11 protein-coding genes are annotated in these 14,318 nt (G+C 69.2%); 9 read left to right on the top strand and 2 right to left on the bottom strand.

The window, feature by feature from the left end; genetic code table 11:
* Positions 1 to 71: 71 nt before the first annotated feature.
* Positions 72 to 617, top strand: coding sequence for a hypothetical protein (locus F6W97_RS13915; protein WP_155370727.1), 546 nt, complete (start codon positions 72 to 74; stop codon positions 615 to 617).
* 111 nt (positions 618 to 728) lie between these two features.
* Here F6W97_RS13915 and F6W97_RS13910 read toward each other — a convergent pair whose 3' ends face one another.
* Positions 729 to 1,643 (bottom strand): MerR family transcriptional regulator, encoded by a 915-nt coding sequence (locus tag F6W97_RS13910; RefSeq protein ID WP_155370726.1) that lies wholly within the window; start codon positions 1,641 to 1,643, stop codon positions 729 to 731.
* A gap of 78 nt (positions 1,644 to 1,721) precedes the next feature.
* Here F6W97_RS13910 and F6W97_RS13905 point away from each other — a divergent pair, with 78 nt between their 5' ends.
* A complete protein-coding gene (locus tag F6W97_RS13905) occupies positions 1,722 to 1,868 on the top strand; it encodes a hypothetical protein (protein WP_155370725.1) in 147 nt (48 codons plus the stop codon).
* Between the two features lie 22 nt (positions 1,869 to 1,890).
* On the top strand, positions 1,891 to 2,727 hold the full coding sequence (locus tag F6W97_RS13900) for an SDR family NAD(P)-dependent oxidoreductase (protein WP_155370724.1): 837 nt from the start codon (positions 1,891 to 1,893) through the stop codon (positions 2,725 to 2,727).
* A gap of 201 nt (positions 2,728 to 2,928) precedes the next feature.
* Here F6W97_RS13900 and F6W97_RS13895 read toward each other — a convergent pair whose 3' ends face one another.
* The gene (locus tag F6W97_RS13895; RefSeq protein ID WP_155370863.1) at positions 2,929 to 4,437 is read right to left on the bottom strand and encodes a glycoside hydrolase family 27 protein; all 1,509 of its coding nucleotides are present in this window, start codon (positions 4,435 to 4,437) and stop codon (positions 2,929 to 2,931) included.
* A gap of 626 nt (positions 4,438 to 5,063) precedes the next feature.
* On the opposite strand from F6W97_RS13895, the gene chvE reads away from it, so the two are divergent.
* The 6 genes from chvE (at position 5,064) to F6W97_RS13865 (ending at position 14,250) form a co-directional block, all read left to right on the top strand.
* Entirely contained in the window at positions 5,064 to 6,188 is a 1,125-nt protein-coding gene (gene chvE, locus F6W97_RS13890; protein ID WP_155370723.1) for a multiple monosaccharide ABC transporter substrate-binding protein, read from the top strand.
* Positions 6,189 to 6,249: 61 nt separating this feature from the next.
* Positions 6,250 to 7,782, top strand: coding sequence for a multiple monosaccharide ABC transporter ATP-binding protein (mmsA, locus tag F6W97_RS13885; RefSeq protein ID WP_196279131.1), 1,533 nt, complete (start codon positions 6,250 to 6,252; stop codon positions 7,780 to 7,782).
* Positions 7,783 to 7,787: 5 nt separating this feature from the next.
* A complete protein-coding gene (mmsB, locus tag F6W97_RS13880) occupies positions 7,788 to 9,050 on the top strand; it encodes a multiple monosaccharide ABC transporter permease (protein WP_155370721.1) in 1,263 nt (420 codons plus the stop codon).
* Between the two features lie 553 nt (positions 9,051 to 9,603).
* Complete coding sequence (locus tag F6W97_RS13875) at positions 9,604 to 10,959, top strand: RICIN domain-containing protein (RefSeq protein ID WP_407924576.1); 1,356 nt, start codon at positions 9,604 to 9,606, stop codon at positions 10,957 to 10,959.
* A 72-nt stretch (positions 10,960 to 11,031) separates the two neighbouring features.
* A complete protein-coding gene (locus F6W97_RS13870; RefSeq protein WP_155370719.1) occupies positions 11,032 to 12,849 on the top strand; it encodes a family 43 glycosylhydrolase in 1,818 nt (605 codons plus the stop codon).
* Positions 12,850 to 12,894: 45 nt separating this feature from the next.
* Positions 12,895 to 14,250 carry an extracellular catalytic domain type 1 short-chain-length polyhydroxyalkanoate depolymerase gene (locus tag F6W97_RS13865; RefSeq protein WP_407924575.1) on the top strand — a complete coding sequence of 452 codons (1,356 nt, stop codon included), beginning with the start codon at positions 12,895 to 12,897 and terminating at the stop codon, positions 14,248 to 14,250.
* Positions 14,251 to 14,318: the final 68 nt, after the last annotated feature.

The raw sequence follows: 14,318 nt of genomic DNA, 5'->3' as shown, positions 1-14,318 counted from the left end.
GCATCGGCTCGGCGGCGCGCGGGGGGCGAGGGCCCTGGGATGCACTCGCGGGGATCTCGGCTGCCGCCGGTGTGGTCGTCGCGCTGATCCTGGGCCTGCCGGCTCTGCTGCGCGGCGACGACCCGACCTCGGACCGTCCCGCGGCCCCGGCCGTGAGCGCTGCCGACTCACCTTCACCCCAGCGCCCGACCGTCTCGGTGTTGTCTCCCGGGTTCGGCGACAAGATCGCCGTGACGTGCGTGCGGGACGCTTGCGCCGTCGAAGTGCGCGGACGGTACGACGGGCACGGCCGGTCGCTGCATCCGTACGTGCTCATCGCCCACGAGTGCTGCCCCGGCAGCACACTGGTCTACTACGTGCAGTGGGACTCCACCGAGCAGGTCTCCGCCGGCGACTGGGTGTCGCGGGCGTACGTGGCCAAGCCGAGCACCGGCACGACGTTTCAAGTGAAGGCGGTCCTGGCTACGGCCGCCATCCGGCCGTCCGGATCGAGCGGGGGCCTGGTCATCTGGTCCGACTCCATGGTCGACAAGTTCGGGGTGGTTGCCGAGTCCGATGTGGTCACCGTGAAGGTGGGCGCCGTGGTGGAAGCGACGGCCTTCTGCGACTGTCCGTGACGACGTGCAGCCGGCAAGACCGGACCCGCGCGTTCCCGGCCAAGGCCCGGTCAGCCCTTACCTCTTTGCAGACAGCGGTGCAGCACTGCGACCACCGCACCGTTCACACGACTATTCCACCGCGTCGCCGGTGGCGGGCCACCCGGACGGCTGGATCTCCGTGCTCGCCCGCGGCGTCGTCGAGGGCGGGATCGTCGGGCCGGCCCGCAGCGGCGCCGGCAGGGCCAGCCGGAAGACCGGCCAGCCGATCTCGGTACGCCACCGGCCAGACTCCTCGGTGTCCCGCGGGCCGACGAGGTAGGTCTCGTGGATCGGCCCGTTCACGGCCAGCGCGTGCTCGACCACCCACGAGCCCAGGCGGCCGTAGGTGACGTCGAGATCGTCGTGCGGCCCGGAGTGGACGGCGACGGCCAGGTCGACCGGCGGCAGGGTGAGGGCCTCGATCCGGCCCGCTCCGCGCGGCCGGCGCACGGGCCGGAACACGGTCATCGTCCCGCTGCCGCCGGTGAACAGCTCGTTGGCGTATCTGCCGCCGGGCGGACCGGTGCATTCGGTCGGCGGATAGGCGGCATCCAGTTCGGCCGTCGCGGCGGCGTACCACGCGACCGCGCTGTCCAGCGTGACGTCACCGGTGATCGCGGCGACCGTGCGTGCGGGCACCGAGCGCAGCTCGACCCGCAGTTCAGCCGGGTCGGGGCGTAGCAGCTGCCGCAGCGACACGACGGCGGCCCGGGTCCGGTCCAGCTCCGCCTCCAGGCGGCGCAGGTGGCCGGTGATGAGGTCGGCACGGCGCTGTGGATCGTCGGTGGCCAGGATCGACCTGACCTCGGCCAGCGGCACGTCCAGCTCGCGGAGCCGATGGATGACCTGCGCGGGTGGGATCTGGTCGGCCGAGTAGTAGCGGTAGCCGGTGAACGGGTCGACGCGGGCCGGTTCCAGCAGCCCGGCCTCGTGGTAGCGGCGCAGCGTACGCACGCTCAGGTGGGTCAGCGTGGCGAACTCGCCGATCGTCAGTACCGGGCGCATGCCGCCATTCTGCGCCCTCTCCCTGGGGGAGGGCCCCGTTCTGGACCCTCCCCCAGGGAGAGGGCCCACAGTGGGCTCATGAGCACAGTCGACCGGAGTCGGGCGACCACGATCGCGCCGGCCGAGCTGCCGGCGATCATCTGCCGCCTCGAGCTGCACGGATCGTCGATCGCCGAACCGGTGATCAAGGCAGGAAGCTCACTTTCCCTACCGACCCTGACATGATCTACAACTACGGGGGATGGCGATGAGGACGTGGTTCATCACCGGCGGGACACCGGGCGGGTTTGGCATGGCGTACGCGGATGCCGCACTGGAGTGCGGCGACCGCGTGGCGCTGACCGCGCGGCGGCCCGAAGAGCTCGCCGGCTGGGCACAGGCGCACGGTGACCGGGTGCTGGTGCTACCGGTGGACGTCACCGACCCGGCGCAGGTCGAGCAGGCGGCACGCGCGGCCGAGGGGCACTTCGGCGGCATCGACGTGCTGGTCAACAACGCGGGCCGCGGCTGGTACGGGTCGATCGAGGGCATGGCCGACGCGGACGTGCGGGCCATGTTCGAACTGAACTTCTTCGCGGTGCTGTCGGTGATCCGGGCGGTGCTGCCCGGGATGCGGGCCCGGGGCAGCGGCTGGATCGTGAACATGTCCTCAGTCGCGGGACTGCGCGGGATCACCGGGTTCGGTTACTACAGCGCCGCCAAGCACGCCCTCGAGGCCATGACCGAGGTGCTGCGCGCCGAGGTCGCGCCGCTGGGCATCCGGGTGCTGGCGGTGGAGCCGGGGGCCTTCCGCACCCGGGCCTACGCCGGGTTCGCCGACGAGCCCGTCGCGGAGTCCGTCACGGCATACCGGCCGATGCTGGAAGACGTCCGCACCGCCATGATCGACCAGGATGGCCGACAGCCCGGGGATCCGCAGCGCGGGGTCCGGGCGGTGATCGCCGCGATGGCCCAGGACGAGCCTCCGCACCGCCTGGTCCTGGGCGGCGCGGGGTTCGACGCGGTGATCGCCACGCTCGACGCGACCCGAAGTGACCTCCGCGCGTGCGAGCCGCTCTCCCGGAGCGCAGATTTCCCGGCCTGATCGGCTGCTCGCGGCTGGCCCGGACCGGGCCGTGTCCACGGCCGAGCCGGACCCGGCAGGCTTGGGCCGCCGGGCACGCGCGCTGCATGCCCGGCGGCACACCTCCGGACCGTCATCACGGATCCGGTGGTGCCGACGTATGACGTCTGATGCGTTCGATGCGTGTCGAGTGTCGCTGATCAACCGCGTTCTTCTGGCGGGCTAGCGCCGGGTCCAGCGCTGATTCGCCGCGCCGGTGCAGGTCCACAGGATGACCAAGGTCCCATTCGCGGTGGCGTTGCCGTTGACGTCGACGCACAGACCCGACTGGCGGCTGGCGACCGTGCCGTCGGAGTTCAGGTTCCACTGCTGGTTGGTGCCGCCGTTGCAGTCCCAGAGCTGTACCTTGGCGCCCGCCGCGGCGTTGAGCGGCGCGTCGAGGCACTTGCCCAGTGCCTGCAGCGCCGCCCCGTTGACAGCCCACTGCTGGTTGGTCTGGCCGTTGCAGTCCCAGATGACCGGCTGGGTGCCGTTGGCGGTGTTGCTCTGCGGGACGTCCAGGCAGCGCCCGGAGGACGTGCTCACCAGTGTGGTCGTCGTCGGTGGGGGAGTGGTGCCGCCGCCGCTGACCCGGTACACCACGGTGCCGTGCGCCGGGACGCTGGCGGAGATGGTCCCACTCGTCGAGCTGGTGGTGTTCGTCCATGCGTCCAGGAGGGTGAAGGACGTGCCGGTCTTGCCGGCGGCCGCGGCGGTCGTGGACACCGTGGTGGTCGTGGATCCCTGGTTGAACAGGGCGACCGCGACGTCTCCGTTGGCGAGCCTCTTGGCGAGCACGCGCCGTGTGCCGTCGTGGGAGACCTGCGTGGCCTGCAGGCCCAGGGAGTCCTGGTTGATGGCGATCAGGTGCGAGTTCTTGAGGATGGTCTGCGTCGCCGTGGACATGGAGCGGAGGTCGTTGCCGGCGATCAGCGGCGACGCCATGACCGCCCAGAGCGCGAAGTGGCTGCGCATCTCGGTGTCGGTCATGCCGCCCCGGCCGACCTCCATCATGTCGGGGTCGTTGAACTGGCCCGGCCGGGCGTAGGAGGCCAGCGGAACGTTGACGTTGACGATGTTCTGGATGCCCATGGGGTAGCCGTTGGTCTGCCCGCTGTCCCAGGTGTTGGTGATGTCCTCGGTGGTGCGCCACATGTTGGCGACGTCGCCCCAGTTGCGCAGCGGCCCGGTCTTGGCGTGGATGCTGTTGGGGTTGATGCTGTAGACGATCTGGCGGCCGGAGGCGGCGAGCGCGTCGCGCATCTTGGCGAACGTCGTCACCTGCTGGTCGATGGTGCCGGTGGGTGAGCACCAGTCGTATTTGAGGAAGTCGACGCCCCAGGCGGCGAACTGCCGGGCGTCCTGGGCCTCGTGCCCTTGGCTGCCGGTGGCGCCCGGGTACGAGCCGAAGTACTGCGCGCAGGTCTTGTCCAGCGGCACCTGGTAGAGGCCGAACTTGAGGCCCCGGGCGTGCAGGTAGTCTCCGAGCGCCTTCATGCCGCTGGGGAACCTGGTGGGGTCGCCCTGCAGGTTGCCGGCCGAGTCGCGGTTGGGGTTGAACCAGCAGTCGTCGACGACGACGTACTGGTAGCCGAGCTCGCGCATGCCGCTGTTGACGATCGCGTCGGCGTGCTGGCGGATCAGGGTCTCGTTGATGTTGCAGCCGAAGGTGTTCCAGGAGTTCCAGCCCATCGGGGGCGTGCGGGCCACGCCGTTGTCGAGGGCGTGGGCGGCGGGGGCCTGCAGGCCGAGCGCGGCGGAGGTCAGGAGCAGCGCTGCCGTCAGGGCAGTGGTCAGGCGATGTCGGAGGGGACGGTTCACGGCTTCTCCTTGGGAGTGGTCGGGCAAGCCAGGGGCGGTGTGATGCGGAGGCCGCCGTGCAGGCGGGCGCACTGCCCGGACAGGGCGGAGCGGGCGGGTGCATATGTGCGGTACGCCCGATGCGGTGCGGGCAGCCGCAGGCGTCGCCCTAGACTGTGACCGATAACATCGAACAACGTCAAGATGTTACCGAAAAATTTCGAGTGGCCGGACCGGTTCGCGGTGCGCTGCTCGACTGAATCGGCGATCCCGCTGCTGGTCGCCTGAAGATAGTGCTTGTGCCGCCGCAAAACGGTGCACCGGAACGGTTTCGATGAGGTGTGCGGCCGGATTCCGTTGTGACGCAACCGTTACTAAACCACCATTGACCAACACGATCCAACAGGCTGACAGTATGTGATCGGTAACAATGTGGACGCGCCGTGAACTTGTCGCAGTGGTGTCCCGGTCGAGATCTGATCCTCCGGCCTGCGGGCCGTCCTGAGCGAAGGAGTGATATGAAGATCGCGAAACTGGCCAGCGCCGCAGTGGGCCTGATGGTCGTGGCCGGTCTGGCCGCCTGCGGATCCAGCACCAAGACGGGCGACCAGGAGCCGGGCGGCGACTCGTCCGCCGTGCTGGTCGGCGTGACGATGCCGACCAGGTCCTCCGAGCGGTGGATCCACGACGGCGACAACGTGAAGTCCCAGTTGGAGGCCCTGGGCTACCGGGTGGACCTGCAGTACGCGGAGAACGACATCCCGACCCAGGTGAACCAGATCGAGAACCAGATCACCAAGGGCGCGAAGCTGCTGATCATCGCCTCGATCGACGGCACGGCGATCACCACCCAGCTGCAGCAGGCGGCCGACAAGAAGATCCCGGTGATCGCCTACGACCGGCTGATCCGCAAGTCGCCCAACGTCGACTACTACGCCACCTTCGACAACTACAAGGTGGGTGTCCAGCAGGCGACCTCGCTGCTGGTCGGCCTCGGCCTGAAGAAGGCGGACGGAACCGACGGCGCGGCCAAGGGCCCGTTCAACATCGAGCTGTTCGCCGGCTCGCCCGACGACAACAACGCCACCTTCTTCTTCAACGGCGCCATGGACACCCTCAAGCCCTACCTCGACAAGGGCACCCTGGTGGTCAAGAGCGGCGAGACCGACTTCAAGACCGTGGCCATCCTGCGCTGGGACCCGGCCACCGCGCAGAAGCGGATGGAGGACCTCCTCACCAAGACGTACGCCAAGGGCGCCAAGGTCAACGGCGTGCTGTCCCCCTACGACGGCCTCTCGATCGGCATCCTGTCCGCGCTCAAGAGCAGCGGCTACGGCACGTCCGGCCAGCCCTACCCGATCGTCACCGGCCAGGACGCCGAGGTCGCCTCGGTCAAGTCGATCATCGCGGGAGAGCAGTACGCGACCATCTACAAGGACACCCGCGAGCTGGCCAAGGTCACGGTCAAGATGGCCGATGCCGTGCTCAAGGGCGGCAAGCCCGAGGTGAACAACACCAAGGACTACGACAACGGCAACAAGGTCGTCCCGTCGTACCTGCTGGAGCCGGTGATCGTCTACAAGGACAACTACGCCAAGACGCTGATCGAGACGGGCTACTACACCGAGTCCCAGCTCAAGTGATCACCGCGACCCGCCCGGCCCGCCTTGGCCGGGCGGGTCGCGCATGCGGAAGGGGACGTTCGTGACCGACGCGATCCTGCAGATGCGGGCCATAACCAAGACCTTCCCCGGGGTTACCGCACTCGACGACGTCAACCTCACGGTCCGCCGCGGGGAGATCCACGCCGTCTGCGGCGAGAACGGCGCGGGCAAGTCGACCCTGATGAAGGTGCTGTCGGGGGTGTACCCGCACGGCTCCTACGCCGGCGAGATCGTCTTTGACGGCCAGGCGTGCCGGTTCTCCGACATCCGCGACAGCGAGCGCCTCGGCATCGTCATCATCCACCAGGAACTCGCCCTGTGCCCGAACCTGTCGGTGGCGGAGAACATCTTCCTGGGCAACGAGCGGGTGACCCGCGGCCTGGTGGACTGGAACCGCACCCATGCCGACGCCGCGCGGCTGCTGGACATCGTCGGCCTGCGCGAGAACCCGGCGACGCTCGCGATGGACCTCGGCGTCGGCAAGCAGCAGCTGGTCGAGATCGCCAAGGCGCTGTCCAAGCAGGTGCGGCTGCTCATTCTCGACGAGCCGACCGCCGCGCTCAACGAGACCGACTCGGCGCACCTGCTCGACCTGCTGCGCGGCCTGCGCGACCGCGGCATCACCTGCGTGATCATCTCGCACAAGCTGAACGAGATCGAGGCGATCGCCGACGCCACGACCGTGCTGCGCGACGGCCGCACCGTCGAGACGCTGGACATGGCCGCCGACGCCGTGACCGAGGAGCGCATCATCGCGGCGATGGTCGGCCGCGACCTCGACCACCGCTACCCCGAGCGCGTCCCCGACATCGGCGAGGAGGTGCTGCGCATCGAGGACTGGACAGTGCACAGCCCGTCCCAGCACGGACGGACCGTGGTCTCGGGAGCGAACCTGACCCTGCGCCGCGGCGAGATAGTCGGCCTCGCCGGGTTGATGGGAGCCGGGCGCACCGAACTGGCGATGAGCGTGTTCGGGCGCAGCTACGGCACCGGCATCACCGGCCGCATCCTCAAACACGGTCGCGAGATCCGCCTGAGGTCGGTCCGCGACGCGATCAGGCACGGCATCGGATACGCCACCGAGGACCGCAAACGCTACGGCCTGAACCTGATCGAGGACATCAAGCGCAACGTGTCCGCCGCCGCGCTGGACAAGCTGTCCACGCGCGGCTGGATCCACGACAACGACGAGTACCGCGTCGCCGAGGGCTACCGCACCGGCATGAACATCAAAGCGCCGAGCGTCGCCGCGATCACCGGCAAGCTCAGCGGCGGCAACCAGCAGAAGGTGGTGCTGTCGAAGTGGCTGTTCACCGACGCCGACGTGCTCATCCTGGACGAGCCCACCCGGGGCATCGACGTCGGTGCGAAATACGAGATCTACTCGATCATCAACATGATGGCGGACCAGGGCAAGGCCCTGCTCATCATCTCCTCCGAGCTGCCCGAGCTGCTGGGCGTCTGCGACCGCATCTACGCGATGTCCGCCGGGCGCATCACCGGACAGCTCACCCGCGACCAGGCCACGCCCGAGCGGCTCATGCAGTACATGACGAAGGTTAAGGAGCAGTAGCCGCGATGACCAGTGTCGGCCCCAACACCGCCGTGCCGACGGCCGCCGAGGACCAGGCAGGGATCCCTCTCGCGCCGGAGCGGTTCAGCGGCCGCCTCCTGTCGGCAAACCTGCGCCAGAACGGGATCTACATCGCCTTCGCGCTGATCATCGTCCTGTTCGCAGTGCTCACCAACGGTGATCTGCTCGCGCCGCAGAACATCTCCAACCTGGTGGTGCAGAACTCCTACATCCTCATCCTGGCCATCGGCATGATCCTGATCATCATCGCCGGGCACATCGACCTGTCCGCCGGCTCGGTCGTCGCGGCCACCGGGGCGATAGCCGCGGTGCTCATGGTCGAGCATGCCGTGCCCTGGCCGCTGGCAGTCCTGCTCACCCTGATCTGCGGTGGCCTGATCGGCGCCTGGCAGGGCTACTGGGTGGCCTACTTCGGCATTCCGGCCTTCATCGTCACCCTCGGCGGCATGCTCGTGTTCCGGGCGCTGACCCTCGCGGTCCTGGGCAATCAGGGCATCGGACCCTTCCCGAGCGAGGTCAGCACCATCGCCAACGGGTTCATGCCGACCTACCTGGGCAACATCGGCCTCGGCCCGCTCGACGGCGCAGACCTGTGCACGCTGCTGATCGGGCTGGCCTTCGTCGCCGGGATCATCGTGACGCAGTGGCGCAGCCGCGCAGGCCGCGTACGTCACGGCCAGACGGTCGAGCCCGTCGCGCAGTTCGCGGCCAAGGTCGCGGTGGCCGTCGTCGTCGTCATGACGGTGATCGTGCAGCTTGCCCGGTTCAAGAACCTGCCCTGGGTGCTGCTGCTGCTCGCCGCGCTGGTCATCGCCTACACGCTGCTCACCGACCGGGTGGTGTTCGGCCGCCACATCTACTCCATCGGCGGCAACATCAACGCGGCCACCCTGTCCGGCGTCAAGGTCAAGTCGGTAACGTTCTGGCTGTTCGTCAACATGGGTGTGCTGTCCGCCATCGCCGGCATGGTGTTCGCAGGACGGCTCAACCAGGCTGGACCCACTGCCGGCACCGGATTCGAGCTCGATGCGATCGCGGCGGCATTCATCGGGGGCGCCGCGGTCCAGGGCGGGGTCGGGCGCGTGGTCGGCGCGATCACCGGTGGGCTGATGATGGGTGTCATCAACAACGGCATGTCCCTCATCGGCGCGCCCACCGAGCAGGTGATGCTCTTCAAGGGACTCGTCCTGCTGGGCGCGGTCGCCTTCGACGTCTACGCCAAGCGGCGCGCGGGCGCGGGCAGGTGAACCTGGTTTCCCGCTGATCGAGATGTTCGTCGCCGGGGCGGGCCCCGCCCGCCCCGGCGGCTCCACGGCCTGCCCGCCGAGGAGCGAACCGCCTGACGTGGTACGAGATTCGCAACGCCAAGACATATGATGTGTGCGCGCCGCGTTCGCGGTAAAAATACGCCCCCACCGCTCCGTCGACCCCGGAGCCAGGTCGGGTCCGCCCTGGTGGCCAGCAGGAGCTGATCAGGCGTTCCTGGTGCACGGCGGGCAATCGACAACAGTCATTGACATGTGACGTGATATGTCGTTACGGTGGCGCTGCCCCTGTGGGGCACGCGGCCCCGGGCAGAGGGCCGAGCACACGGGTCGACGCCGCCGCACGGTGAAAGAAACGCCGGGCCACCCACGGTCGCGCTCCTGGCCTGAACCACCCCGATCGGCTCCACCTGCCGACACATCGACCCACCGTCTCCCCGCCCGGGGCGCGGCGGTCCGGTGGTGCTGTCGGAGTGCTCCAGTCCCATGTGGCCGCGGCAGTGCCGCCCCCCGCTCCCAGCAAGGAGACAGCATCGTGACAGAGACACACCTGGCAAGCCGGCGTCACCGGTGGCTCGCCGCCATCGGCACGGTCACCCTGGTCGTCGCGGGAGCCCTGGCGGCGACCGCGCTGACCGGCCCGTCCGCGTACGCCGCGTCGACCGCGGGATGCGGCAAGGCTCCGACGCTGCGCAACGGCGCCCAGACCATCCAGAGCAGTGGCCAGAGCCGCAGTTTCGTCCTGCGCATCCCCGACGGCTACAGCAACACCCGGCCCTACCGGCTGATCTTCGCCTACCACTGGCGGGGAGGCACCATGAACGACGTCTCCTCGGGGGGCACCAGCGGGACCGCCTGGTCGTACTACGGCATGCAGGAGCAGTCCAACAACAGCGCGATCCTGGTCGCCCCGCAGGGCCTCGGCAACGGCTGGGCCAACACCAACGGCGTGGACCTGACCTTCACCGACGACATGATCCGCCTGATCGAGAACGACCTGTGTGTCGACACCACCCAGCTGTTCGCCATGGGCTTCAGCTACGGCGGGGGCATGAGCTACGCCATCGCCTGTGCCCGAGCGACGACCTTCCGGGCCGTCGTGGCCTACTCGGGCGCGCAGCTGTCCGGTTGCAGCGTCGGCAACCAGCCGATCGCCTACTTCGGCATCCACGGCATCTCCGACAACGTGCTCAACATCTCGCAGGGCCGGTCGCTGCGGGACAGGTTCCTGAGCAACAACGGCTGCGCCGCGCAGAACGCCCCCGAACCGGCCCCGGGCAGCGGCAGGCACATCACCACCACGTATTCCTGCCGCGCCGGATATCCGGTGCAATGGGCGGCTTTCGACGGCGGGCACGGCCCGGCGCCGGTGGAGGGCTGCTCCGGCTGCGAGGACGGCGTCCGGACCTGGAGCAAGGGAGAGGCCTGGCGGTTCCTGTCGCAGTTCGGCAGCAACCCGCCGCCGAGCTCCCCGCCGCCGAGCAGCCCTCCGCCCGGCCGGTCGAACGTGCTGCTGGCGGGCCAGCAGTCGGGCCGCTGCGCCGACGTGCCCGGTTCCGCCACGGCCAACGGCACCCAGCTGCAGCTGTGGGACTGCCACGGCGGGACCAACCAGCGCTGGACCTACAGCGCGAGCCGGCAGCTGACCGTGTACGGCAACAAGTGCCTGGACGCCAACGCCAACGGCACCAGCAACGGCACAGCCGTGATCATCTGGGACTGCAACGGGCAGGCCAACCAGCAGTGGAACGTCAACGCCAACGGAACGATCACCGGCGTCCAGTCCGGGCTGTGCCTCGACGTCAGCGGTCAGGGCACCGCCAACGGCACGAAGATCCAGCTGTGGAGCTGCCACGGCGGTGCCAACCAGCAGTGGACCCTGCGCGCCTGACCGCCTGACCGGTGGCGGCGGCCGACACCGCCGCCACCACTCCACCTTCCAGCCAGTTGACGGAGTCGGACCATGACATTCCCCCTGCGGCGTGCGTCGATACGCCTGCTCGCCCTGCTGGTCGGCCTCTCGTGCCTGACCGTAGTCGCTCCGCGCACGGCCCGCGCGGACAACCCGATCGTGCAACACGTCTACACCGCCGACCCCGCGCCACTGGTCCACAACGGCCGGGTCTACCTGTACACCGGACACGACGAGGACGGTTCGACGTACTTCACGATGCGCGACTGGCGTGTCTGGTCGTCGGCGGACATGGTGAACTGGACCGACCACGGATCGCCGATGAACCTGGCGACCTTCAGCTGGGCCAGCTCCGACGCCTGGGCGGGCCAGGCCGTCTACCGCAACGGCAAGTTCTACTGGTATGTGCCGGTGCGGATGGCCAACGGGTCCAACGCCATCGGGGTCGCGGTCGCCGACAGCCCCACCGGGCCGTTCCGCGACGCGCTCGGCCGCCCGCTGATCCAGAACGCCGAGATCGATCCGACCGTGTTCATCGACACCGACGGGCAGGCGTACCTGTACTACGGCAACCCGCGGCTGTGGTACGTGCGGCTCAACGCCGACATGATCTCGTACTCGGGCAGCCCGGCGCAGATCTCGCTGACCACCGCGGGATTCGGCTCCCGCAGCGGCGACGCCAACCGGCCGACCCTGTACGAGGAGGGCCCGTGGGTGTACAAGCGCAACAACCTCTACTACCTGGTGTACGCGGCGAAGTGCTGCTCTGAGTTCATCGCCTACTCCACCTCGTCCGGCCCGACCGGGCCGTGGACGTATCGCGGCACCGTCATGCCCACCCAGGGCGGCAGCTTCACCAACCACGCCGGCATCGTCGACTTCAACGGCGGCTCCTACTTCTTCTACCACAACGGCGCGTTGCCCGGCGGCGGCGGTTTCACCAGGTCGGTGGCGGTGGAGAAGTTCACCTACCACAGCGACGGCACCATCCCGACGATCAACATGACGACCGGCGGTGCGCCCCAGGTCGGCACGCTCGACCCGTACGTGCGCCAGGAGGCGGAGACCATCGCCTGGGGCAGTGGCATCGAGACCGAGCCCGCAGGCGAGGGCGGGATGAACATCGGCTGGATCGACAACGGCGACTACGTCAAGGTCAAGGGCGCGGCATTCGGCACCGGCGCCGCCTCGTTCACCGCCCGGGTCGCCTCGGGCGCCGGCGGCGGCCGCATCGAGGCGCGGCTGGACAGCGCGACCGGAACCACGGTGGCCACCTGCACCGTGCCGGGCACCGGCGGCTGGCAGACCTGGACCACGGTGTCGTGCCCGGTGACCGGCGCGACCGGCACCCACGACCTGTACCTGCGGTTCACCGGCGGGAGCGGATACCTGTTCAACGTGAACTGGTGGCAGTTCACCACCGGCCAGGCCACCGGCTACCCGACCGGCTACCACCCGCTCGTCATCGGCAACAACGGCCTGTGCGTCGACGTGAGCGGCAGCTCCACCGCGGCCGGCGCGGCGATCGTCCAGGGCACCTGCAACGGGCAGAACAGCCAGCGGTTCCAGTTCGTACCGGTCTCCGGCGGCTACGGCCGGCTGCAGGCCCAGCACTCGGGCTACGACGTGGCCGTAGCCGGCAGCTCGACGGCCGCCGGCGTGCTCAACATCGTCCAGCAGGCGCCCAACAGCGCGTCGAACAGCCTATGGCTGCCTGTCCGGCAATCGGACGGCTCGTACTCGTTCCGGAACCAGAACAGCGGACTGTGCCTGGACGTCTACGGCGCCAACAGCACCGTCGGCCAGCAGCTCGACCAGTGGCAGTGCAAGAACGCCCCCGGCACCAACCAGGACTTCACCCCGCGCTGACCACCGACGGCGCGTCATCACCCGATGCCGCACAAGGAGCTGCTCGTGAAACGCATACTCGCCGCGGCGGCCGCCGCCGTGCTCGTCACCCTGGGCGTCGTCGCCGTGGCGGCCCCACCTGCGTCAGCCGCGACGCTGACGCAGGTGACGAACTTCGGCAACAATCCCACCAACCTCAACATGTACGTGTACGCCCCGGACACGACGGCGACCCGCCCCGCGCTGCTGGTCCTGGTCCACTACTGCGGCGGATCGGCGCCGGCGGTCTTCGGCGGCAACGGCCGGGACTTCGCCACCGCGGCGGACCGCTACGGCTATGTCATCGTCCTGCCGGAAGCCACCCGGTCCGGGCGCTGCTTCGACGTCTCCACGGCGCAGGCGCTGCGCCGGGACGGCGGCGGCGACTCCACCGGCATCATGTCGATGGTCGGCTGGGCACGCACCCGCTACAACGTCGACCCGGCCCGGATCGTGGTGAGCGGATTCTCCTCCGGGGCCATGATGGCCAACGTCCTGGCCGCCGAGTACCCGGACGTGTTCGCGGCCGCCTCGGCGTTCTCGGGCGTGCCGGCCGGCTGCTTCGCGACCGGTGACGGCTCACTGTGGAACAGCCAGTGTTCCGGCGGCAACATCAGCAAGACGCCGCAGCAGTGGGCGGACGTCGCGCACGCGATGTATCCGGGCTACACCGGCCGCTACCCGCGCATGCAGCTGTGGCACGGCACCACCGACACCACGCTGGCCTATCCCAACTTCACCGAAGAGATCAAGCAATGGACCCACCTCAACGGCCTGAACCAGACCCCCGCCTACACCGACCATCCGCAGGCGAGCTGGACCCGGACCCGCTACGGCGGCACGGGCACGCAGGCCACCGTTGAGGCGGTGAGCATCTCCGGCACGGGGCACACGCTGCCGCAGGCGGGCATGCTCGCCTATGCCGTCTCCTTCCTCGGCCTGGACGGCGGTGCGACACCACCCAGTAGCCCGCCGCCCAGCCCGGCACCGGGCCGCACCAACGTCATGATCGTCGGGACCGGCTCCGGTCGCTGCCTCGACGACCCCAACGGCTCGACCGCCAACGGCACCCAGCTGCAGCTGTACGACTGCTGGGGCGGCACCTCGCAACGGTGGACGTACACCTCGAACCGGCAGCTGACCATCGCCGGTAAGTGCCTGGACGCCAGTGGACGCGGCACGGCCAACGGCACCGCAGTGATCATCTGGGACTGCAGCGGCCAGTCCAACCAGCAGTGGAACCTCAACAGCAACGGCACCGTCACCGGCGTGCAGTCGGGGCTCTGCGTCGACGCGGCAGGAGCCGGCACCGCCAACGGCACCAAGATCCAGCTTTGGAGCTGCCACGGCGGAGCCAACCAGCAATGGACCGTACGCAACTGAGCCGCATGGTCGCCGGGGCGGGGCGGCGGGGGGGGCCGGCCCGCCGCCCGGCGGGGGCCCACGGGAGG

Origin of the sequence: Catellatospora vulcania, from assembly GCF_009720385.1 — a bacterium.
Lineage (GTDB): Bacteria > Actinomycetota > Actinomycetes > Mycobacteriales > Micromonosporaceae > Catellatospora > Catellatospora vulcania.
This window is presented reverse-complemented; position numbering and strand designations above follow the sequence as displayed.